Raw genomic sequence first — 23,372 nt, 5'->3', positions numbered from 1 at the left:
CTCACGGAGCGCGTTGCGAATCATCGACCCTCACCACAATCGTCGATTAATGCAAACCGTGCGAGATGAACAATCAGGCCGAGCGGAAGGAAGCATGCCCCCAGGCCTGCTACCAGCAGGTTTCGCACACCGAGGACGGATGAGAATTGACCCTCACTGTCGAATCGAAGCGCTTCACCAGCACCGTAGGGCCGCCTGTCCGCGAATGTCAAACAGATTTGCACTGCGACCCGCATCCACCGGAATTCGTTCAACACCAGCCGCAGCGCCAGTCAGCCGACGCAGGGAGGCCGGTGAAGAATTTAGCTACGACAACAATCACAGCGCGGTTGTGCCGTCCCCCGCACTAGGGTTGGACGGTGGACGTTTCTGTGGGCCGCTTGGCACGCGCCGGGTTGTACGCCGGCGCATTGATCGGGCCGTTCGGCGGCGCCATCACCACGTCGATCCTGCCCGAGATCGGGGCGAGCTTCGGCCGGTCGGCGGGCTCCGCGGCGTCGACGCTCACGTTCTACCTCGTGCCGTTCGCCGTGTTGATGCTCGTGTCCGGCACGTTCGCCCAACGCTGGGGTCCACAACGGACCGTCCGGATCGCGTACATCGCCTACGCCGTCACCTCCGCGCTGGCCGCGAGCGCCTGGACGTTCGAGGTGCTGCTGGCCGCACGCGCGCTGCAGGGCGCCGCGAACTCGTTCACCACGCCGGTGCTGCTGGCCGTGATCGCCGCCTCGACGCCGAAGGAGAAGCTCGGCCGCGCGCTGGGGCTGTTCGGGTCGACGCAGGCGGCCGGGCAGACCTCGGCCCCGCTCGTCGGCGGCCTCACCGCCGAGATCGACTGGCGGCTGGCGTTCGTGGTGATCTCCGTGGTGGCCGTCGGGCTGGCGGTGCTGGGCGTGCCGCAGACGGACGCCGAGCCGGAGCGCAACGCGAGCCTGCGCAGCGCTTTCGTGCCGAGCACGATCAGGCCCGCCGTCGTCGCGTTCGTCGGCTGGGGCTGCCTGGGCGGGCTGTCGTTCCTCGTGGCGTTCCGGCTGGACGACGTGTTCGGCCTCGGCGCCGGTGAACGCGGGTTGCTGCTCACCGGGTTCGGGATCGTCGGTTTCCTGACCGCGCGGCAGGTCGGCAAGGCGATCGACAGGTTCGGTGCCGCGACCACGGTCGTCGTGGGCGCGACGCTGGGCGCGGGCCTCATCGCGGCGGCGGGCACGACCCCGGTCGTCGCGATCGTGGTCCTCGCGTGGGCGCTGACCGGGGCGGCCGCTCAGGGTGTGCTGGTGAGCATCAACGCGTTGGTGCTGCAGAGCGAGAACGCCAACAGGGGCGGCAGCGTCAGTGTCGTGCAGTCACTGCGCTTCATGGGCGCCGCCGCGGCCCCGCTGGCGTTCGTTCCGCTGTATCAGGCCCACCCGTTGCTGGGTTTCCTCGTCCCGGCCGGTCTGCTGATCACCGTGCCCGCGGTCGTCACGTGGTCAGGTCGCGGCGCCGGAACCCGGCGAACCCCGCAGCCAGAAGCACCGCCGCCACTCCGGTGAGCCACAGCAGCGGCCCGGCGACGATGTCCGGGTACTTCGGCACGTGCGTGAACGGCGCGACGTCGATGATCCACTGATCCAGCTGCAGGGCGGGGCCGAGCAGCGTGATCACCAGCGACACCGACACCACCGCCCAGCTCACGCCGGTGAACTGCGGGAACAGCCCGAACAACGCCAGCGCCACGCCCGCGATCACCCAGGCCGCCGGGAGCTGGACGAGCGCTGCGCCGAGCATCTGCGGGAGCACCGTGCCGAGGTCATCGGTGCGCAGGCCGTGCACGAGACCGAGGCCGAGACCGGCGGAAGCCAGCACCACCGCGCCGTCGGCCAGGGCGAACACCGCGTGCGACGCCACCCAGCCCCAGCGCGAGACCGGGGTCGCGAGCAGCGGCTCGGCGCGGAACGACGTCTCCTCCGACCGCAGCCGCAGCACCGCCTGCACGAGGTAGATCGACGTGATCAGGCCCAGCATCTGCGTGATGGTGGCGAAGAACGCGTCCACCATCGCGTCCGCGCCGCCGATCTGCTGCACGATCTGGCCGAGCGCCGGGTTGTCCTGCACCATCTGCCCGACCGCCTGCGCGACGCTGCCGTAGATCGTGCCGACCACGAGCAACGCCAGCGACCAGCCGATCAGCGAGCCCTTCTGCAGCCGCCACGCCAGGCCGAACGGGGTGCCGATCGTGCCGCCGGCCGGACCGAGCCTGGTCGCCAGCAGACCGAGGCCGACGTCCCTGCGCGTCACGACGTAGGCCGAGACGCCCACCAGCAGCACGAACGCGGCCAGCGAGATGCCGAGCACCCAGAACCTGTCGTCACCGAACGACCGCACGTGCTCGGTCCAGCCGATCGGCGAGAACCAGGTGAGCCACTGCGGCCCCGACTCCCCCGCCGCGTCGCCCGCGGCGCGGAACAGGTAGGTCACACCGAGGAAGCCGCCCGCGATCGCGTTGGACACGCGCGAGTTCTCCGACAGCTGGGCGGTGAACGCGCTGACCCCGGTGAAGACCAGACCGACGCTCGCCGTGGACAGGCCGAACGCGAACGCGCCGGTGGCGTCCAGATCCTTGCCGATCAGCGCCAGCGCCTGCAGCACGCCGATCAGCAGGCTCGTGCCGCCCGCGACGATCACCGCGGCGGCGAGCGGTGCGTGCCGTCCGACAACTGTCGCGCTGATGAGCTCGGTGCGGCCGGCTTCTTCTTCCGCGCGCGTGTGCCGGGTGACGACGAGCATGGCCATGATCGCGATGAACAGCCCGGAGAAGACGCCCCAGCGCCAGGCCACCAGGCCGCCCAGCGACGACGTGTCGTGCAGCGGGCCGAGCATCGCGAGGAACGCGGAGTTGGCGTTGGCGGTGACCCCGAGCAGCGCCCGCGACTCGGGCGTTTTGTACAGCTCTTCCAGGGCGGTCGTCGTCGAGTACGTGATGCCGACCAGGAACAGGATCCAGATCGGCAGCAGGATCCGGTCGCGGCGCAGCGCCAGCCGGACCAGATGCCCAGTACCGATGAGGGCCGTGCCGATCATTTCGCGTCCTCGTAGTGCCGCAGGAAGAGCTCTTCCAGCGTCGGTGGCTGCGAGGTCAGCGTGCGCACACCCGACGACACGAGCTGCTTCAGCGCGAGGTCGAGCTTGTCCGAGTCGACCTCGAACTTGACGCGGTTGCCCTCGGCCACGAGGTCGTGCACGCCGTCGAGGTTCGCGAGCCCGTTCGGCGGCCCGGCCAGCTCTGCGGAGATCGACGTGCGGGTCAGGTGCCGCAGGTCGGCGAGCGTGCCGGTCTCGACGCAGTGGCCGTTGCGGATGATGCTGACCCGGTCGCACAGGGCCTCGACCTCGGCGAGGATGTGGCTCGACAGCAGCACGGTGCGGCCACGCTCGCGTTCGTCGTTGATGCAGTCCTGGAAGACGGCCTCCATCAACGGGTCGAGGCCAGACGTCGGCTCGTCGAGGATGAGCAGCTCGACGTCGCTCGACAGGGCGGCGACGAGGGCGACCTTCTGCCGGTTGCCCTTGGAGTAGGTGCGGCCCTTCTTGCGCGGGTCCAGCTCGAAGCGCTCCAGGAGCTCTTCACGGCGCTGCTTGCGCAGGCCGCCGCGCAACCGTCCGAGCAGGTCGATGACCTCGCCGCCGGTCAGGTTGGGCCAGAGGTTCACGTCGCCGGGGACGTAGGCGAGGCGGCGGTGCAGGGCAGCGGTGTCCTTCCACGGGTCGCCGCCGAGCAGCCGCGCGGTGCCGGAGTCGGCACGCAGCAGGCCGAGGAGGATCCGGATCGTCGTCGACTTGCCCGCGCCGTTCGGGCCGAGGAAGCCGTGCACCTCACCGGTCTGGACGTCCAGGTCGAGATCGTCCAGTGCACGCGTCGGGCCGAAGGTCTTCACCAGGCCCGACACGGATATCGCAGATGTCATGGCCGGTAAGCTACGCTTCTTTCACAAGTTCGTGAAGGACGTAAATTTTGCCCGATCGACTGGCGGAAGGGGATGATGCCGCGGTGACGGGAGCTACACAGCGTGACACGCAGGCGGTAAGCCAGTTCGTCGAGCGGTTCGGCGGAATTCTGGCGGACGCCGGCATGCCGCGCATGCCGGCGCGCATCCTCGCGGCGCTGCTGACGACGGACTCAGGGCGGCTCACTGCGGCCGAGATCGCCGATCTGCTGCAGATCAGCCCGGCGGCGGTGTCGGGCGCGGTGCGCTACCTGACCACGATCCAGATCGTCAGCCGCGAACGGGAGCCGGGATCGCGCCGCGACATCTACCGGATGCGCGACAACGTCTGGTACGAGGCGACGTTCCGCAGGGACCAGATGCTGCAGGTGATCGACGAGGTGCTGACCGAGGGCGTGGACACGCTCGGGGAGGACACCGAGGCGGGAGCGCGCCTGGACGAGACGCGCGAGTTCTTCCGCTTCTGCCACCTCGAGCTCGGCACACTGCTCGACCGGTGGCGCACGCACCGCGAGAAATGGCTGGAACAGCGGAAAGCCTGAGCCATAGGGGTTCCGCATGAAGTTCGCGAGCATCGCGCACCACTTCTTCCTGTGATCGGAAGGCTCGAGGGCGATGCCGACGGCGTCGCCCTCTTCGGTGCGCCCTCATCAGGCCGCCTGTCTCCCGCCCGCCACGCGCTGAGCTGCGCCGCGGGCCACACCTTCGACATCGCCCGGCACGGCTACGTCAGTCTCCTGGCCGACACCCGTGTCACGAGCGGTGATGACCCGGCCGTGGTCCGGGCGAGTGCTCGACCACCTGCCGGGAGCCCGCGGACCGGGACTCGACACGTCGGATCGCGCGGCCTGCTCGGGACCAGGGCCCACGCGCGGCGCTCGACGGCTTGCCCGGCAGGCAAGTGACCGTGTCAGTCCTGGTCACCGCCCACCGGGCAAGGTTGCCCGTCAGCCCGTGATGAGCGTCAGGTTGTACGCCGAAAGGATCTCGTTGACCGGCTGGAAGTAGGTCGTGCCGCCGCTGGTGCAGTTGCCGGAGCCACCAGAGGTGACGCCCTGCGCCTGCGTGCCGCTGACCCACGAGCCGCCCGAGTCACCGGGCTCCGCGCACACGTCCGTGCGCGTCAGGCCGCTGACCGAGCCCTCCTGGTAGTTCACCGTCTGGCTCCTCGCCTGGACGACACCGCAGTGCCAGCCCGTGGTCGAGCCGGAACGGCAGATCGACGCGCCGACCGCGGCCTCGGTGTGACCGGAGACGACGACGTCAGCGCCGCCGTAGTGGTTCACCTTGGCCGTGGGCGTCCACGCCGAGTTGGCCTTGACCCACCCGTAGTCGTTGCCCGGGAAGGACGAGCCCTCGAACACGCCCAGAGCCGAACGGTCGACGCCGGCCACCGTGTCGCCCTTGGAGCCGCAGTGCCCGGCGGTGACGAACCCGCCCTGCACCGCGAAGCCGACCGAGCAGCGGCCCGCGTTGTTGATGTAGTAGGCGTCGCCGCCGCGGATGTCCTTGAGCAGACGGGGTGCCTCGTCGGTCTCGACGACCTTCGCGAGCGTGCCCGCCTTCTCCGCGAACGACTTCGCCACCTCGGCCTGACCGCGCTTGACGGTGATCGTCACGGCGTTGGCCTGCGGATCCACGAACCAGCCGGTGACCTCGGCGGGCGCCTTCTCGGCGTCCAGCCTGGTCTTGGCCGCGTCGAGGTCCTTCTCCTTGTGAGCGACCGTGCGGGGTTGCGCGCCGAGCTGCTTGATGCGGTCGGCCTTGGCGCCGGTGACGCCCTCGGTCACACCGACGACGAGCTTGCCGATGGACGCGTCGAACCACGCGCCACCGAACTCGTCACCCGCGAACCCCTTCGCGACGTGCTGCAGGACCGCGGCCGCGCTTTCCTGACGCAGCCGTTCCGCCGCCTGCTGGGCGTTCAGACCGAGGTCGCGCTGCATCGCGGCGAGCAGGTCAGCCGACGGCTCCGGTGCGGCGACGGCGGCAGGGGAGACCGTCGTCGCGAGGGCACCCGCCAGCACGGCCACAGCCGCGACAGCCATGCGCTTCATAGGCATTTCTCCTCAATGTTCGGTTTGCAGGGCCGGTGTAACGCCGGACCGGGCAACCGCGATGAGGAGATCGGCTGTGCTGCAACACAGCCCGCACGACACGGAAGCAATGGCGTCCCCAGGCGGTCGAACTGCCCGATCAGTTCGTTCCTCCGTCTGGGTGACGCTATGTTGTGCTGCCTACGGACGGTAGGGCCGATCGAGGGGTGGACCTCCCGGCATCAGAGTTGGTATAGGGAATCCAAATGCCTTCTCTCAGTCTATTTCCGTGACGGAGAGCGACATTCGCTTTGACACGCGAAGGCAAATCTGTCAACAGTTCGCACTCGTCGGCGTATCCCTCTGACCTGCGGTTTAGGGCTAGCGTGCAGGACACCCTGTTCCCTGCACGAGGGAGAACCCTGCCATGCGAAGAGTCTTGGGTACGGGACTCGCCGCCGCCGCTGCCTTATCGTTGGCCGCCGCTGTGGTGCCCGCTGCTTCAGCTCAAGAAAACGTGGGGACGATTCTCGGCGCGGACCGCGCCGATGTCGTGAAGGACAGCTACATCGTCTCGCTCAAGGCCGGAACGGCGTCGAGGGCCGCCGCACCGGGCTTGGCGAGCAAGTACGGCGGCCAGGTCGGCAAGGTCTGGCAGCACGCGCTCAACGGGTTCTCGGTGAAGATGACGGCCAGGCAGGCCGCCCGTCTCGCCGCGGACCCGCAGGTCGCGTTCGTCGAGCAGGACGCCCAGATCAAGATCATGGACGTCCAGCAGAACCCGCCGTCGTGGGGTCTGGACCGCGTTGACCAGCGGGATCTGCCGCTGAGCAACAGCTACCAGTACGACACGACCGCGTCCAACGTGACCGCCTACGTCATCGACACCGGTGTGCGCACTACGCACCAGACGTTCGGCGGCCGCGCGACGTGGGGCACCAACACCTCCGGCGACGGCAACAACACCGACTGCAACGGCCACGGCACGCACGTCGCCGGCACCATCGCGGGCTCGCAGTACGGCCTCGCCAAGGCGGCCAAGGTCGTCGCGGTGAAGGTCCTGAACTGCCAGGGCTCCGGCTCCATCCAGGGCGTCGTCGACGGCGTCGACTGGGTGACCGCGAACGCGGTGAAGCCGGCGGTCGCGAACATGTCGCTGGGTGGTGGCGCTGCCGCCGCGCTCGACACGGCCGTCCGCAACTCCATCTCGTCCGGTGTCACCTACGCGATCGCGTCCGGCAACTCGAACACCGACGCGTGTTCGACGTCCCCGGCCCGCGTCGCCGAGGCGATCACGGTGAACTCGTCGACCAACACCGACGCGCGTTCGTCGTTCTCGAACTACGGCACCTGCACGGACATCTTCGCGCCGGGCTCGAACATCGTCTCGGCGTGGAACACCAACGACACCGCCACGAACAACATCTCCGGCACGTCGATGGCCACCCCGCACGTCGCGGGCGCCGCGGCGCTGTGGCTGGCCACGCACCCGAGCGACAGCCCTGCCGCTGTCTGGGCGGGCCTGAACGGCGCGTCGACCCCGAACAAGATCACGAGCCCCGGCACCGGTTCCCCGAACAAGCTGCTCTACACCCTCTTCGGTGGACAGCCGGGCAACCCGTCGGTGACCAACCCCGGTAACCAGACCTCCACGGTCGGCTCTCCGGTGTCGCTCCAGCTCTCGGCGTCCGGCGGCACCGCGCCGTACACCTGGTCCGTCTCCGGTCTCCCGGCCGGTCTGTCGGCGAGCGCCTCCGGCGCGATCTCCGGCACGCCGACCACGGCGGGCACCTCCACGGTGACCGCCACGGTGACCGACTCGGCGGGCAAGACCGGTTCCGCGACCTTCACGTGGACGGTCAACGCCGTTGGTGGCGGCTGTGACGCCAAGACCAACTCCACCCCGGTCACCATCGGCGACCTGCAGACCGTGACCAGCACGATCGTCATCTCCGGCTGCGCGGGCAACGCGTCGGCCACGGCGACGGTCAAGGTCTCGATCACGCACACCTACAAGGGCGACCTCGTGGTGGACCTGGTCGCGCCCGACGGCACGGTCGTGAACCTGCACAACCGTTCCGGCGGTTCGGCCGACAACATCAACGAGACCTACACCAAGAACCTCTCCGGTGAGGCTGCCAACGGCACCTGGACGCTGCGCGTGCGCGACGCGGCGTTCCTGGACAGCGGCACGTTGAACAACTGGACGCTCGACGTCTGAGCTGACCGGTTGTGACTGAACGAGACCGCCCCCGGTGCTTCCGCCCCGGGGGCGGTTTCCTTTTCACGGATACCGCTCCAGCGCGGCCTCGTCACCGATGTTGAGCGCTGCCTCGGCGGCGGCCTCGAACACGACCGGCGGCAACCGCGGCACCTCGCGCGCCTGCCGTTCGGCCTCGGCGAACGCCTCCTTCGCCAGCTCGCCCTCCGCCTGCCCCGCCAGCAGGAAGAGCTCCTCCACGAACTGGCGGCCCAGGCCGGCCTCGCGCCAGCCGTCGACGTGCTCGAGCGCTCTGCGGCACTCACACAACGCCTCCCACGCGGCACCGTGGTCTCCTGCCCGGCGTTCGAGACCGGCCAGCGTCTGCCACGCCGACGCGCGGTCCCAGTCGTTGTCCGCGAACGCGAGGCTTTCCCGTTGCACGCGCGCCGCTTCAGCGAACTCATCGAGCGCCATCAGGTGGAAGCAGAGCGTCCTCAGCGTCCTGCCGTCCCGCTCGCGGCCACTCGCCCACCGGTCCAGCTCGGCGCGCGCCAGGTCCTTCTCCCCCACCAGCATCGCCCGGTCGAACCAGGTCAGCGGGTCCTCGTCGGCGGGGTCCTCCGGGAACCACTCCCGCTCGTCCCGCGCCCACTCCTCCACGCGTTCCTCGTCGACTCCCGTGCCGAGCAGGTACTCCAGCGCCTTGTCGCGGTCGGGGTGGTCGAGGGCACGCAGGTGGTCGATCGTGACCCGCACGCCGGCCGCGAACACGTGCTCGACGTCGTAGCCCAGCAGGGTGTCGAAGTTGGCGCGCTTGATCTCGTACTGCCGCCACGCGTCCTCGGCCTGCCGGTGCTCGGCGAGGAGAAAGCCGGCCAGCGCGGCCTGTTCACCGAGTCCCTGATGCGGCGAATGCCTGCGGCACAAGGCTTCCTGCTCGGCCAGGAACCGCAGCAGGGACAGGTCGCCGGGGCGGCGGTCGTACTGCAGCGCCCACAACACCTTCGCGCGCGGTACCTCGTTCGCGTCGCGACCGTCCGCCGTGCGCTCGTAGCGCAACTCCTGCCACGCGTCCGCCGACTCCCGCATGCGCGCCAGATCGCGTCTCGCCGCCTCCATCACCGGTCCATTGTGGCCTTCGCGCATACTCTGCCGGTGAGTTCCGGGGACAGATGGCAGGTCGTGCTGCACAACGACGACGTCAACGTGTTCTGCGTCGTGCAACACCTGCTGCGCAAGGCCTGCGGCCACGACGCGGAACAGGCACAACGCCAGACGCTGGCGATCCACGAGAGTGGTAGCGCGGTGGTCGGAACCTACGACCGCAAGACGGCGGAGGAAGTCACGTTCCGGCTGATGCGGTCCGGTCTGCACGCGACCTTCGGGAGAGCTCGGTGAGCAAGAGCACCTTCAGCGCCGAACCCGTCGACGGCGGCGTGCTGGTGGAGATGACCGAGGAGTTCGTCACCGGCCTCATGGCGGCGCTCGATCTGCTGGTGCAGGTCTACACGCCGGGCAGTGTGACGTTCCGGCTCCGCCATCCGTGGGGGGCCGTACGGAGGTCTTCGCTGCTACGCCGGATGCTCCCGCAGGCCGGTGCGTCATGGTGGCTGTCGGCGGGCTTCCGGAGGCGGTACCGCGAAGAGCTCGCCGATCCCGCACCCGTCGATCGGGTGAGGGCACGCTGCACCGGCCCCGGGCCGAGGGTGCTCAGCTTCGCCGAGGCCGACGAGCGGATTGTCGTGATGAGTCAGGCCCGGTCACTTTACCGGCTGTTCTGGAAGGCCGATCACGAGTACGTCATGGCTTTCTCGACGGTCCAGTGCCAGCTCGTGAAAGCACTCCTGGTTCAGGAGTGCCCGGCTTGCCCGGAAATTAACATGACCGACACATCCCGGCAGTGAAGCTATTTATTGGATAGGCGCGTCCTCCACCCACTCGTACGCCGGTGGCTCGTACTCCGCCATCCGATCTACCAGCCGCCCGATTTCGTCGTCAACCAGAACGATCTCGCGATAGGGCGCTTTCAGGAAGCCTTCAGCGACCATGTGGTCGATCAGCGCGATCAGGTGGTCGTAGAACCCTCCGGTGTTGAGCAGACCGATCGGCTTGGCGTGCAGACCGAGCTGCGCCCACGTCCAGATCTCGAAGAGCTCGTCCATCGTGCCCGCGCCGCCCGGTAGCGCCACGAACGCGTCCGACAGATCCGCCATCAGCGCTTTCCGCTGGTGCATCGTGTCGACGACGTGCAGCTCGGCCAGTCCGTCGTGGGCGATCTCCCACTCGATCATGTGCTGCGGGATCACCCCGACGACCGACCCGCCCGCGTTCAGCGCGCCGTCGGCCACGGCCCCCATCGTGCCGATCCTGCCGCCGCCGTAGACGACCTCGATCCCCCGCTCCGCGAGCACCCTGCCGACGCCGGCAGCGGTCTCCATGTGCCGCACACGGCCGGCCGACGAACCGCAGAAAACGCACACTCTCATGACGCCACACTATAACCATACCGAGCGGAACGATGCGCAAAAACGGACATCACTTGCGGAACCCGACAGTATCGCTGAACTTTTTCTGAAAAAGCCTGAACTTCCGCGGCACTCCAGCGGCAGCGAGTGAAAGTGGGGGGAGATCCACCACAAAGGAGCGGGCAATGAATTGCGTACATCTCGTCGTCGGCCCCACCGGTGCGGGCAAATCGGACGTCGCAGTGAAAGTCGCCGATGTGCACAACAATGCACCGATCGTCGTGGCCGACCGGATCCAGTGCTATCTCGACCTGCCGGTCACCAGTGCCCGGCTCGACGGGCCCGGCCGCCTGCACCTGGCCCGCCGGACCGTGCCGGACGGCGACTACCCGGTGCACGAGGCCGCGTGGGCGCTGCTGCGGAAGGTCGAGACGCTGAGCCGCACGCACGAGCACGTGGTGGTGGAGGGAGGATCCATCTCGTTGTTGCGCAGGTTCGCCGACTGCCGCGGGCGGTTCCCGTTCCAGCTCACGTCAACGGTGCTGCCGCTCACCGATGAACGGGCACACCTCGACCGGTTGCGCACACGGGCCGCGCGGATGATCGCCGACGGCATGCTCGACGAGATCGCGAAGGCCTGGCAGCACCGGGAGCAGCGCGCGTTCGTCGCGTCGGTGAACGGGCCGGAGGCCGTGCTGCGGTGGTGCGAGCAGCACCGCGTCGACCCCGAGGACCTCCCCGGTGTCGACGACGCCGGGATGGCCGAGCTGGCCGAGCTCGTCGCACTGGTGCACCACGAGCACAGCCTCGAACAGCACGAGGTGTTCACCCGGCTGTTCGGCTGGAACCACGAGTGACCCGGCTCCGATGAGCGGAGCCGGGTCTGCCCCGGTTAGAGCTCCACGCCCAGGAGCGCGTCCACGGCGGTGCGGATCTGCGACGGACCGTGCGAGTCCGAGCCGCCGTGCGACAGCGCCTCGTCCGCCCACGCGTCGATCGCCACGAGGGCCTTGGGCGTGTCGAGGTCGTTGCCCAGGTGGTCACGCAGCCGGGCGACGGTGTCCGCGGCGGACGGCCCGGACGGCAGGTCGGCCGCGCGCCGCCACTTCGCCAGCCGCTCCAGCGCGTCGTCCAGCAGCGACTGGGTCCACGGGCGGTCCGCGCGGTAGTGGCCCGCCAGGAGCGCGAGCCGGATCGCGTTCGGGTCGACCTTCTGCGAGCGCAGCTTGGAGACGAAGACCAGGTTGCCGCGCGACTTCGACATCTTCTCGCCGTCGAGGCCGATCATGCCCGCGTGCACGTAGTGGCGGGCGAACGGGTGCTGGCCGGTCTGCGCCTCGGCGTGCGCCGCCGAGTACTCGTGGTGCGGGAAGATCAGGTCGGAGCCGCCGCCCTGCACGTCGAAGCCCATGCCGAGGCGGTTGTGGGCGATGGCGCTGCACTCGATGTGCCAGCCGGGGCGGCCGTCGCCGAGCTCGGACGGCCACGACGGCTCGCCGGGACGCTTCATCCGCCACAGCAGCGCGTCGAGCGGGTGGCGCTTGCCGGGACGGTCCGGGTCGCCGCCGCGCTCGGCGAACAGGCGCAGCATCTCCTCGGAGGAGTAGTTCGACTCGTAGCCGAAGCGGCCCGTGGCGTCGTGCGAGTAGTAGATGTCCGGGTACTCGGCATCGTCGGCGCGGTAGGCGACACCGTCACCCAGGAGCTTGGCGACGACCTCGACGATCTCGGGGATCGCCTCGACGATGCCCACGAAGTCCTGGGGCGGCAGGACGCGCAGGGCCTCCATGTCCTCGCGGAAGAGGGCGGTCTCGCGCATCGCGAGCACGACCCAGTCGTCCTGGTCGCGCTCGGCGCGTTCCAGGAGCGGGTCGTCGACATCGGTGACGTTCTGGACGTAGTGCACGTTGTGGCCGTTGTCGAGCCACACGCGGTGCACGAGGTCGAAGGCCAGATAGGTGGCGGCGTGGCCGAGGTGCGTCGCGTCGTACGGCGTGATGCCGCAGACGTACAACCTGGCGGTGTCTCCCGGCGCCGTGGGGCGCACTTCGCCCGTAGCCGTGTCGAACAGCCGCAGCGGGCGGGGGTCCCCCGGAACCCGCGGCACAGGAATTGATGACCAGGTCTGCATACATCCGACACTAACGCGTGCCACCGGACGGAGTGCACTTTCCGGCTGTTGGGACGCCCACCCCGAACGGACCAGGACAGAAAGATCGGACATTCGTTGACGACGTTGTCATCACCTCCCTAGCGTCCAGGGGCATGCTTCGTGTCGTCGTAGCCACGGTGGTAGCGCTCTCACTCTCCCCCGCAACCGCACAAGCCGAACCGCTCGACGCGTTGGCGTACCTGGAGAACCCGAGGATGACCGGGGAGAACCAGGAGCCGCCGCACCCCGACCTGAAGCCCGAACGGCGCCTGAGCCTCAACGGCGAGTGGCGCCTCCGGATGTTCGACAAGCCCGAGGACGTCAGAGAGACGCCGGACGGCTGGCGCACGGTCCGGGTGCCGCACACGTGGCAGACCGACTTCCTCGACCATCCGATGTTCCGCAACATCCCCACCGAGATGTACCCGGACAACCCGTCGGCGATCCCCCGCGACGTCAACCCCACCGGCGTCTACGAGAAGACCTTCGACCTGCCGGCGGACTGGGACCGCACGCTCGTGAGGTTCGAGGGCGTGACCAGCGGATACTTCGTCTGGGTCAACGGCGCGTACGTCGGCTACGACCAGGGCGGCTACACGCCCGCCGAGTTCGACATCACGAGCAGGCTCAAGGCCGGCCGCAACACGCTGCGGGTCCAGGTCCACCGCTGGGGCTCCGGCTCCCACCTGGAGGACTTCGACCAGTGGCGGTTCTCCGGCATCTTCCGCGAGGTCTGGCTCTACTCGACGCCCAGGACCTACCTCGCGGACGTCACGATCAAGACCGACCTGGACGCCCGGTACCACGACGCCACGCTCACCGCCGACGTCAAGATCGGCGGCCCGCAGGAGGGCCACACCGTCCGCACCAGGCTCTTCGACCCGCAGGGCCGCGAGGTGCCGGTGCAGGACGGCAAGGTGAGCAACCCGCTGAAGTGGACCGACGAGACCCCGAACGTCTACGAGCTCCGGATCGAGCTCCTGCACGGAGGCAAGGTCGTCCAGACCGGCAGGCAGCCCGTAGGGTTCCGCAAGATCGAAATCATCGACAAGCAGCTCAAGATCAACGGTAAGCGCGTGCTGTTCCGCGGCACCAACCGGGCCGAGACGTCGGCGCACGGCAGCCGCTACGTAACCCGCGCTGACCAGGAAAAAGACATCGAACTGATGAAGCGGTTCAACATCAACGCGGTTCGCACGTCGCACTACCCGAGCGACCCGTACTTCTACGAGCTGGCCGACCGCAACGGCCTGATGATCGCCGACGAGGTCGACGTCGAGACCCACCACCACGACGGCTGCCCGAACAACTGCCTCGCCGAGCGCCCGGAGTGGCAGGACGCGTTCCAGGACCGGTTCGTCGCCATGATGCAGCGCGACAAGAACCACCCCAGCGTGATCATGTGGGACACCGGCAACGAGGCGGGCCTCGGCAAGGCGCACTACACGATGGCCGAGTACGCGCGGAAGAACGACACCCGCCCGCTCTACCACCAGCCGAACGTGCCGGACGGCGACGCGCCGTTCGCGGACGTCGCCGGCCCGCGCTACCCCTCGCCCGCGAGTCTCGAAGCCAAGGCGAAGACGACGACCAAGCCGATCATCATGGGCGAGTACGCGCACGCGATGGGCAACAGTCTCGGCAACTTCAAGGAGTTCTGGGACGTCGTGCGCGCCTACCCGCAGGTGCAGGGCGGCTTCATCTGGGACTGGGCGGAGCAGAACATCGCGCTGCCCCTCTACACCACACCCGACGACGCCAACGGCATCATGACGTGGCTGTCCGGCAAACCGTCGCACGTGGACGGACCGCACGGCAAAGCGTTGCGGCTCAGCGGACTCGACGACTTCGTGGAGGTCTATCGCGACCGCAGGCTCGACGAGGTCAGCACCGGCCTCACGCTCGACGCCAGGGTCAAGCCCGCCGCGTGGACCGGTGACTTCACCGTGATCTCGAAGGGCGACCACCAGTACGCGCTGAAGATGGCGAACCGGACCACGCTGCAGTTCTTCATCCACAGCGGCACCTGGCGCACGGTCGAGGCCCGGGTGCCCGCCGACTTCTACGACAACTGGCACCGCGTCACGGGCACGTTCGACGGCACCGGGTTGCGGCTGCTGATCGACGGCAAGGAGGTCGCGACCACGAACCACACCGGCACCATCGACTGGTCGCACTGGCCGGTCAACATCGGCCGCAACGCCGAGACCATGCAGGAGAACGTCCAGACCCGCATGGCGCACGGCGTGATCGACCAGGTCCGCGTCTACCACCGCGCCCTGACCGACGCCGAGCTCGCGCAGGACCCGAAGAAGACCGCCGTCCTTGCACTCGACTTCGAGAAGCTGGAGGACAAGGGCCGCAAGGAGTCCTACGGCGCGGGCACCGGCGGCGTCGACGGCGTGGTGTGGGCCGACCGCAGGCCGCAGCCGGAGACCACCGAGCTGATGGCCGTCCACTCCCCCATCCGCTTCTCCTTCCAGGACAACAAACTCACCATCGCCAGCGAGCGCCAGTTCACCGGCACCGACGATCTCGAACTGCGCTGGCAGGTGCAGGACAACGGCCGCACGATCGCCCAGCACCGCGGCCGGCTCCAGCCGGGCACGATCACGTTGCCGGACTTCAAGGCGCAGACCGAACGCCGGCTGACCGTTCGCGCGACCGACAAACGGGGCAACGACGTCGGCATCGCCCAGTTCCCGGTGGGCGGCACGCAGATCGCCGGCCTGCACGTCCCCGGCTCCGGCGGCAAGCTCACGACCACCCAGAACGACACCGAGATCGTGGTGTCCGGCAAGGACTTCCGCTACGTCGTCAGCAAGAGGTCCGGCACGCTCACGTCGATGCGCGTGCGCGGCACCGAACTGCTGAGGACCGGCCCGGAGCTGGACGCCTGGCGCGCCCCGCTGTCCAACGAGTTCATGAGCGAGGACAACTCCTGGTACCGCAACGGCCTCGACCGGCTCAGGACCACGCCGTCGAGCGTCACCGTCACGCAGAACGGCCCCGACACCGTCATCACGGCCAAGTCGACCGCACAGGCGGTGCAGAACGCGTCGTTCGGCCAGACCTTCACCTACCGGATCACCGGCGACGGCGAGATCCACGTCGGCCACCGGGTCGCGGCGAAGGACAGGATGCGCGACCTGGCGTACCTGCCCGGCATCGGCTTCACGCTCAAGGTGCCGGACAGCTTCGGCAGGTTCACCTGGTACGGCCGCGGCCCCGGCGAGAACTACGACGACCGCAAGGCAGGCAACCCGGTCGGCGTCTATCAGTCCACTGTGGATCGTGAGTTCAACGACTACTACAAGCCGCAGGACTTCGGCAACCACGCGGACACGCGCTGGGCGACCCTGTCCGACGGCCGCGCGGGCCTGCTCGTCGCGGGTGACCTCGACGTGCGGGTGTCGCGGTACGACGACCTGGACCGCGCGCCGTACCCGTTCGCGCTCAAGAAGAACGACGGCTGGACGACCCTGCACGCGGCCCACCGCGTCTCAGGTGTCAGCGAGACGTTCCACGAGCCGTTGCCGCAGTACCAGGTGGAGGCGGGCAACGAGTACGCGTACTCCGTGCTGCTGCGCCCGCTCACGCCGCAGGAGGCAGCGACGGGCAAGCTCGGCAACAAGGTCGACTGCGCGCCCGCCATCGAGCTGAAAGCCGCCGACACCGCGCTGGAGCCGGGTGAGCAGGTGGAGGCCGAGCTGGTCGTCACGAGTCCGTGCCCCGGAACCACCACGGCCAGGCTGACCGCGCCCGAGCACTGGTCGGTCTCCCCCGGGACCGTCGACCTCACGGGCGGCTCCGCGAAGGTGACGATCAAGCGTGACGGCGGGGAAACCGGTACGCGGCCGGTGTTCGTCGAGGTCGGCACGGGCAAGGCGACCACGACCCTGACGAAGGACTTCACCGCCACGCCGCGCCCGCCGCGGGGAGAGGCCCCGGTGTCCGCGCTGGAGTTCCTCGGCGAGCGCAACGGCTGGGGCCCGCTCGAACGCGACCGCAGCAACGGCGAGAACGGCGGCGGCGACGGCAACCCGATCAGCATCCGGGGAGCGAAGTTCGACAGGGGCGTCGGCGCGCACGCCGAGTCCGAGTTCCAGGTCTACACGGGCGGGAAGTGCACGACGCTGACCGCCACGATCGGCGTCGACGACGAGACGAACGGCGGCGGCAGCGTCCAGTTCGAGGTCCTGGAAGACGGTCAGCGGGCCTACCTGAGCCCCACCCTGACCGGGCAGAGCGCGGCGCTCCCGCTCACCGTGGACACGAGTGGAGCAACGGTGCTGACGTTCCGGATCGCAGACGGGGGTGACGGCAACGCCTGGGACCACGCGGACTGGGCGAACCCGGTGCTGAGCTGCAATTGAGAGGTACCGTGGGATCAAGGGAATTCGCCGGTGAAGGGCGGGGTCTCATGGTCGTGGAAATCCTCGGCGGAGTGGTCGCCTTCGCGGGCCTCGGTCTCGCGATGAGCGCCCGAGTGATCAAACAGTTCGAACAGGGCCTCGTGTTCCGGTTCGGCAAGCTGCAGCAGGCCGTGCGCGGGCCGGGGCTGACGGTCATCGTTCCGGGCGTGGACACGCTGCGGAAGGTCAACATGCAGATCGTCACCCTGCCCGTGCCGGCGCAGGACGGCATCACGCGCGACAACGTCACCGTGCGCGTGGACGCCGTCGTGTACTTCAAGGTGCAGGATCCGGCGAAGGCCATCATCAACGTCGAGGACTACCGGTTCGCGATGCTGCAGGTGGCGCAGACGTCGCTGCGGTCGATCATCGGCAAGAGCGAGCTGGACGACCTGCTGTCCAACCGCGAGCGCCTCAACCAGGGCCTGGAGCTGATGATCGACACGCCCGCGCTGCAGTGGGGCATCGACATCGACCGGGTCGAGATCAAGGACGTGGCGCTGCCAGAGAGCATGAAGCGCTCGATGTCGCGGCAGGCGGAGGCCGAACGCGAACGCCGCGCCCGCATCATCACCGCGGACGGCGAGCTGCAGGCGTCCAAGAAGCTCTCCGAGGCGGCGGGAACCATGGAGGCGACGCCGGGCGCCCTGCAGCTGCGGCTCCTGCAGACCATCGTGGAGGTGGCCGCGGAGAAGAACTCGACGCTCGTGCTGCCGTTCCCGGTGGAGCTTCTGAGGTTCCTGGAGAAGAACACCAACGTCGAACTACCGTCACCTCCGACTACGGAGCGTGATTCGTCCGAGTGAGTTAACGGAGTAACGCCCGCTGCCGGGAAACGACGTCCGGGCAGGGGGTTGTGACGCATGCGGGAAAGGGTCAGAGGCAGGTTCGTCGGCATCGGCGTCGGCTCCTACGAGCTGGTGCAGCCGCTGCAGCACGCCGTGAGCGACGTGCGGGAACTGCACGCCCTGCTCAAGGGGTACGAGGGCGAACCGCTGGCCGACCCGGCAGAGGCCGACATCCGCGCGCACATGAAGGCGTTGCGCCAGCAGCCGCAGGACGGTGGCGCGCTCGTGGCGTTGTGGAGCGGGCACGCCGTCCCGGTCGCGGGCAACCTCCGGCTCCTCGCCAGGGACAACGACGGCGCCGTCGACGGCATCATGCTGCACGAGTTCGCGCTGTGGTGTGCCGCCTCGGGCGCGCACCAGGTGCTCATCATCGTCGACGCCTGCTATTCCGGTGCCCAGCTCGACGAGGCCGTCCGCACGATCGCGGCCGTCCAGGAGGAACTGCTCGCGGGCCAGGTGCACTGGGCGGGCGTGCTGGTGTCGTGTTCGAGCATCGAGACAGCCCGTGACGGCCTGTTCGGCGGCAAGCTGCGCAAGCTGCTGCGTACCGGCCCCACGGCCGATGAGGACGCACGGCGCTGGAGCGACCGCACCGCGTTGGTCGACGGTGGCGCGGTCGGGACGGCGCTGCTGAACGCGTGGGACAGCGACGTCCAACGGCCGCGCTTCATGCAGTACGGCTCCGCTCAGCCGATGCTGCCGAATCCCCTCTACGCCGCGAACACCGTCGTGAAGCACCTGTTGCTGGCCGCTCGTGGTGGCGACTCGGCGGACAACCGGTCGTGGTTCACCGGCCGCACCGCCCAGGTCGACCGCGTGGTGGGCTGGGTGAAGTCGGGGGTCCCCGGCCTGCGGGTGGTCACCGGCTCGCCCGGTACCGGCAAGTCCGCTGTCGTCGGCCGGGTCGTGAGCCTGTCCAACTCGGCCGAACGGGACCTGCTGCTGACCGCGGGACCGCCGTTCCGGCACGCCGACCCCGGCCCTGACTCGGTGCACGCGGCCGTGCACGCCCGCGCGATGGACGCCGACCGCGTCGCCGACCTGCTCAGCCGCCAGCTCGTGGGCGCGGGCCTGATCCCCGAGCCGGAAGGGCCGCGCCGGGGCGCCGCCGAACTGGTCGGCGTGGTCAGCAGGCTCACCACGCCGCCGGTGCTGGTGGTCGACGGCCTGGACGAGGCGCGCGGTGAGTCGTTCTCGATCGCCACCTCGCTGCTGACCAAGCTCGCGAGCTGCGCCGTCGTGATCGTCTCGACCCGGCAGGCCCACCGGGTGGCCGGTGGTGCACCGCTGCTCACCGAGCTGTCGCCGGTCGAGGTGCTGAACCTCGACGAGGCCGGCAGCGAGACAGACGTCCGCGAGTACGTGCTCGCACGGCTCGGCCCGGACGCACCGCAGTCCACTGTGGACGAACTGGCGAAGCTGCCGTTCCTGACCGCGTGGATGATCACCGACCAGGTGCTGGCCGACGCCAGGGGTCAGTTCAACGCCGACTTGAAGCTCTCGCTGGACGCGGCGTTCGACCGTGAGCTCGCGAAGGTGCCTTCCGCACGTGCGTTGCTGACGGCGTTGACGTGGAGCTACGGCGCGGGCTTCCCCGAGGCCGAGTGGATCGCGGTCGCGAAGGCGTTGTCCGGTACGGAGTTCGGGCGCGACGAGATCACCGCCGTGCTCACCGAACTGGGCCGTCACGTCGTGCAGGACGGTGAGGAGGGCACGGCGGTCTTCAAGCTGACGCACCAGACGTTCGCCGACCACCTGCGGCCGCCGTTCGCGCCGAGCAGGGAAGCGGTGTTCGCGCCGGACGCGGAGAAGGTGGCGTGCGCGCTGATCGAGCTGTACCGGCAGCGGATCGACGCCGGGGTGCCGCCGGACGTGCCGGGCTACCTGTGGAAGTACGCGTGGCGGCACTGCGGGCACGCGGGCACCCGTGCGCTGGACGGCCTGCGCGAGCTGGCAATGCTGAACCGGATGCTGTTGCCGGACATCGCACTCGCGGCGACGACGGCGGCCGGCGAGCTCACGCACTGGGGCCGCGGCGACGAGGCCATCCCACTGCTGGAGGAGGCCGCCGAACACTTCCGCACGCTCGTGCCGACCACCCGGATGTACCTGGCGGACCTGGCTTTCGTGCTCAACCGGCTCGGTCAGCGGTTCCGCGAGGCCGGACGGCTCCAGCAAGCGGTGGCGCCCGCGGAGGAAGCCGTGGTGCGGTACCGGGAGCTGGTCGCCTCGACACCGACGACAGCGGAGACCCTCACACACAAGCGACTCGCGCAACGCATCGCGAAGACGACCACGCACGGCGCCGACAACCCGACGTACGCGGCGCACTTGAGCGGCGCGCTGGTGGACCTGAGCGAGGTTTACGCGATGCTGGGGCGCAGGCACGAGGCGCTGTCCACGGCGAGGGACGCGGTGGCCGCGGTCGACTCCGACGCTCCGCTCGCCCGCGCGATGACGTGCCTTGCGGCGCGGTGCAGCGAAACCGGCCGGCGCTACGAGGCGATGCAACGCTCCAAGCAGGCCGTCGAGCTGTACTACGCCCTCGCGCAGACGAACCCCGTGTTCCTCGCGCACCTGGTCAGCGCACTCGTCGAGCTGAGCCGCGACCACCTCACGCTCGGCAGGCTGGCCGAGGCCGCCCGCACCACGCAGCAGGCCGCGGACATCAGCGGCGCGCTCGGCCGGCACGCCGCGTTCCGCCCGCAGCTCGCGGACGCGGCGCTGAGCCTGAGCGTCGCCTACAGCATGGTCAACCGCAGGGCCGAGGCGCTCGACACCGCGCGGCAGGCGGCGGACCTCGCGGACGGCCTGCGGATCCACGGCCTGGCGCTGCACAACCTGATGCGGCGGCAGCGGGACGCGGGCAAGCCCGCGGACGCGCTCGTGACCGGGCTGAGAGCGGTCGAGGTGTGCCTGCTGCCGGAGCACTCGCACCGGTTGTCGACGCTGGCGGCCGCGCTGTTCACGCTCGACACGATCTGCGCCGGCCTCGGCCAGCCCGAGATCGTCGACGAGACGTGGGAACGGGTGACCGCTCACTTCACCGGCCCCCACCTGGCGACCCTGCTGATGCTGCGGGCCGCGGCGACGTCACCCGGTGACCCGGCGGCGGGCAGGTGGCTCTGCCAGGCGCTCACGCACGTCGGGCAGTCCCGGCAGGCGATCCACGACGTGCACGACATCGCCCGCCGCCACTACGACTCCGGCCGCCCCTGGCCGTGGGACACCACACCGGACTGGCTGACGGTGGACCGGACGCTGCTGAAGACCGCGCGCAAGTGGGTGTTCGCCCGCTCGTACGTCGAGGAGCGCGCTGTCCTGGTCGACCACCCGGAGCTGCTGTCGACCGACGCCGACGTGGCGATCACCGAGGTGCTGTACGGGACGAGCCTGATCGAGGCCCAGAACATCCAGTCGCGCCGCGCGGCCGCCCGGCAGCAGGGCGTGGTGCACGCCTACCGGCCGTGGCTGCTGGCGAGCCTCGCCGACGAGTTCGTCGACGCCGCGCCCGCCCGCCGCCGCGAGCTGCTGGCGACGCGGCGGGAAGAGCTGCTGGACAAGGAAGTCCTGAAGAACGTCCGGGACAACCGGCCGGTGCACGCGTTGCTGCTGCTGGCCGACGAGGACTCGGACGTGCTCGACCTCGTGCTGGACGCGCTGGAGAACCCCGGCCGCACCACGGAGATCCTGCGCGGCCTGGCGGCGGGGGCGTCCCCGCAGGCGCTCTCCCAGGCCGTGACGGCGCTGGAGCCGCACCCGCTGGCCGCGCTGTACAAGGTGGTCGCCAGGGCGAGGGCCGGTGACGTACGGCTCGCGTTGCCCGCGGCCGGGCAGCGCCTGGCGTGGATCCACGAGCTGACCTACCTGGTGCCGGCGAACCTCACGCTGCTCACCCTCATCCGCAAGCTCGCCGAAGGATCTCAGGGAGCGGAGTCTTAGATGAGCGATCTGGTCGTCGTCCTGCCCGGCATTCTCGGCAGCACGCTCAGGGGTCCCGACGGCATGGTCTGGGAGGTGTCCGGCAAGGCCGCCGTGCGCGCCGTGCTGACCCTCGGCCGCAGCCTGCAGCGGCTGAAGCTGCCGCCGGGCATCGGGGACGAGCACCCCGGTGACGGCATCGAACCCGTGGCGCTGATGTCGGACCTGCACATCATCCCCGGCATCTGGACGCCCCTGAAGGGCTACGACCGGGTGACTCGCCGGCTGAACTCGCTCGGCTACACCGTAGAGAAGGGCAACCTGCTGCTCTTCGCCTACGACTGGCGCCTGTCCAACCGCTACAACGGCGCGCTGCTGGCCAAGCGCGTCGACGAGGCGCTGGACAAGCTCGGCCCGGACGCCAAAGTCAGCTTCGTGTGCCACTCCATGGGCGGCCTCGTCGCGCGGTGGTGCGTCGAGCAGTGCGGAATGGCCGAGCGCACCGACAAGCTGATCACCATGGGCACGCCGTTCCGCGGTGCGGCGGCAGCGCTGGACCAGCTGGTCAACGGCGTCCGCAAAGGACTCGGGCCGCTCGCGATCGACCTGACCGAGTTCGCGAGGTCGATGCCGTCGCTGCACCAGCTGCTGCCCGAGTACGCGTGCATCGAGAGCCCGTCCGGCCTGGTCAAGACGACCGAGACGACGTTGCCCGAGCTGGACACGAAGATGGTCGAGGACGCGATGGCGTTCCACGGCGCGTTGAACGACTCGTTCGCCGACCGGACCTACGCGATCCTCGGCGGCAAGCAGCCGACCGCCACGACCGCGCGCATCGCCGACGGCAGGATGACCTGCTACCGCACGTACGAGGGCGAGGAGCTGTACGGCGACGCGACGGTGCCGATGGTCGGGGCCGCGCGCCGTGGACTCGCGTTGTCGTCGAACACGCTGCACCGGGTCACAGAGCAGCACACGTCCCTGCAGGACAACGCCGCCGTCCTGGACGCCGTCGAGTCGTTCCTGACCGCGAAGGAGATCGTCCCCAGGAACGTCACGAACACGGAACCGCAGGTCATCGTGCCCGACCTGGTCATGACCGGCGAGGACCTGGACGTCGTCATCGAGCTGAAGGACACCACGCGCCGGGCGTTGAAGGTCGCGCTGCTCGACGAGAACGGCAAACAGGTCGAATCACGCAGCCCGGCGATCTCCGAGACCATGACGATCAAATTCGGCGGATTGCCTCCTGGCGCCTACTACGTGCAGGTCAGCGGCATCTCGGCGGGTGCTCCGGTGGTGCCGGTGACCTCGGCGGCGCTGGTCATGGATTGCCCCGGCGTCTGACC

Annotated in this window: 17 protein-coding genes; 11 read left to right on the top strand and 6 right to left on the bottom strand. The window is 69.3% G+C overall.

From position 1 onward, the window contains the following. The first annotated feature begins 359 nt into the window (after nt 1-359). A complete protein-coding gene (locus ABFX45_RS06605) occupies nt 360-1,532 on the top strand; it encodes an MFS transporter (RefSeq protein ID WP_346128361.1) in 1,173 nt (390 codons plus the stop codon). Here ABFX45_RS06605 and ABFX45_RS06600 read toward each other — a convergent pair. Together ABFX45_RS06600 and ABFX45_RS06595 are read right to left on the bottom strand one after the other, a co-directional pair. Beyond that, the gene (locus ABFX45_RS06600; protein WP_346128359.1) at nt 1,462-3,060 is read right to left on the bottom strand and encodes an ABC transporter permease; all 1,599 of its coding nucleotides are present in this window, start codon (nt 3,058-3,060) and stop codon (nt 1,462-1,464) included. The genes ABFX45_RS06605 and ABFX45_RS06600 overlap by 71 nt on opposite strands. After that, entirely contained in the window at nt 3,057-3,944 is an 888-nt protein-coding gene (locus tag ABFX45_RS06595) for an ABC transporter ATP-binding protein (protein WP_109640258.1), read from the bottom strand. The genes ABFX45_RS06600 and ABFX45_RS06595 overlap by 4 nt, the downstream gene beginning before the upstream one ends. 83 nt (nt 3,945-4,027) lie before the next feature. Here ABFX45_RS06595 and ABFX45_RS06590 point away from each other — a divergent pair, with 83 nt between their 5' ends. Continuing rightward, the gene (locus ABFX45_RS06590) at nt 4,028-4,525 is read left to right on the top strand and encodes a GbsR/MarR family transcriptional regulator (protein WP_233440082.1); all 498 of its coding nucleotides are present in this window, start codon (nt 4,028-4,030) and stop codon (nt 4,523-4,525) included. Between the two features lie 51 nt (nt 4,526-4,576). Further along, the gene (locus ABFX45_RS46355; protein ID WP_428834092.1) at nt 4,577-4,888 is read left to right on the top strand and encodes a putative RNA methyltransferase; all 312 of its coding nucleotides are present in this window, start codon (nt 4,577-4,579) and stop codon (nt 4,886-4,888) included. 42 nt (nt 4,889-4,930) lie between these two features. On the opposite strand, the gene ABFX45_RS06585 is transcribed toward ABFX45_RS46355, so the two are convergent. Next, a complete protein-coding gene (locus ABFX45_RS06585) occupies nt 4,931-6,040 on the bottom strand; it encodes a S1 family peptidase (RefSeq protein ID WP_346128356.1) in 1,110 nt (369 codons plus the stop codon). A gap of 496 nt (nt 6,041-6,536) precedes the next feature. Here ABFX45_RS06585 and ABFX45_RS06580 point away from each other — a divergent pair, with 496 nt between their 5' ends. After that, complete coding sequence (locus ABFX45_RS06580; protein ID WP_325051079.1) at nt 6,537-8,240, top strand: S8 family peptidase; 1,704 nt, start codon at nt 6,537-6,539, stop codon at nt 8,238-8,240. A gap of 63 nt (nt 8,241-8,303) precedes the next feature. Here ABFX45_RS06580 and ABFX45_RS06575 read toward each other — a convergent pair whose 3' ends face one another. Next, nucleotides 8,304-9,341, bottom strand: coding sequence for a hypothetical protein (locus tag ABFX45_RS06575; protein WP_346128353.1), 1,038 nt, complete (start codon nt 9,339-9,341; stop codon nt 8,304-8,306). Nucleotides 9,342-9,377: 36 nt separating this feature from the next. Here ABFX45_RS06575 and ABFX45_RS06570 point away from each other — a divergent pair, with 36 nt between their 5' ends. Next, complete coding sequence (locus ABFX45_RS06570) at nt 9,378-9,620, top strand: ATP-dependent Clp protease adaptor ClpS (RefSeq protein WP_346128351.1); 243 nt, start codon at nt 9,378-9,380, stop codon at nt 9,618-9,620. Beyond that, nucleotides 9,617-10,126: a hypothetical protein gene (locus ABFX45_RS06565; RefSeq protein WP_346128349.1), complete on the top strand. Its 510-nt coding sequence runs from the start codon at nt 9,617-9,619 to the stop codon at nt 10,124-10,126. Before ABFX45_RS06570 ends, ABFX45_RS06565 begins: the two co-directional genes overlap by 4 nt. 6 nt (nt 10,127-10,132) lie before the next feature. On the opposite strand, the gene ABFX45_RS06560 is transcribed toward ABFX45_RS06565, so the two are convergent. Continuing rightward, the gene (locus tag ABFX45_RS06560; RefSeq protein ID WP_346128347.1) at nt 10,133-10,708 is read right to left on the bottom strand and encodes an LOG family protein; all 576 of its coding nucleotides are present in this window, start codon (nt 10,706-10,708) and stop codon (nt 10,133-10,135) included. A 164-nt stretch (nt 10,709-10,872) separates the two neighbouring features. Here ABFX45_RS06560 and ABFX45_RS06555 point away from each other — a divergent pair, with 164 nt between their 5' ends. Next, nucleotides 10,873-11,544: an isopentenyl transferase family protein gene (locus ABFX45_RS06555; RefSeq protein WP_346128345.1), complete on the top strand. Its 672-nt coding sequence runs from the start codon at nt 10,873-10,875 to the stop codon at nt 11,542-11,544. Nucleotides 11,545-11,579: 35 nt separating this feature from the next. Here ABFX45_RS06555 and mshC read toward each other — a convergent pair whose 3' ends face one another. Continuing rightward, a complete protein-coding gene (gene mshC / locus ABFX45_RS06550; RefSeq protein WP_109640266.1) occupies nt 11,580-12,818 on the bottom strand; it encodes a cysteine--1-D-myo-inosityl 2-amino-2-deoxy-alpha-D-glucopyranoside ligase in 1,239 nt (412 codons plus the stop codon). A 134-nt stretch (nt 12,819-12,952) separates the two neighbouring features. Between mshC and ABFX45_RS06545 the strand changes: the two genes are divergently transcribed. Genes ABFX45_RS06545 through ABFX45_RS06530 form a run of 4 tightly spaced genes read left to right on the top strand, consistent with a single transcriptional unit; the run spans nt 12,953 to nt 23,370 of the window. Then, nucleotides 12,953-17,215, top strand: a complete 4,263-nt coding sequence (locus ABFX45_RS06545) for a glycoside hydrolase family 2 TIM barrel-domain containing protein (protein WP_346128343.1) — start codon at nt 12,953-12,955, stop codon at nt 17,213-17,215. A 47-nt stretch (nt 17,216-17,262) separates the two neighbouring features. After that, complete coding sequence (locus tag ABFX45_RS06540) at nt 17,263-18,060, top strand: slipin family protein (protein WP_109640268.1); 798 nt, start codon at nt 17,263-17,265, stop codon at nt 18,058-18,060. Between the two features lie 57 nt (nt 18,061-18,117). Beyond that, a complete protein-coding gene (locus ABFX45_RS06535) occupies nt 18,118-22,044 on the top strand; it encodes an AAA family ATPase (RefSeq protein WP_346128340.1) in 3,927 nt (1,308 codons plus the stop codon). Next, nucleotides 22,045-23,370, top strand: coding sequence for an esterase/lipase family protein (locus tag ABFX45_RS06530; RefSeq protein WP_346128338.1), 1,326 nt, complete (start codon nt 22,045-22,047; stop codon nt 23,368-23,370). Nucleotides 23,371-23,372 lie beyond the last annotated feature (2 nt).

Source organism: Lentzea roselyniae (assembly GCF_039537795.1).
Classification (GTDB): Bacteria; Actinomycetota; Actinomycetes; order Mycobacteriales; family Pseudonocardiaceae; genus Lentzea; species Lentzea atacamensis.
The sequence above is the reverse complement of the archived record's forward strand: the minus strand, read 5'-3'. Positions and strand labels throughout refer to the sequence as shown.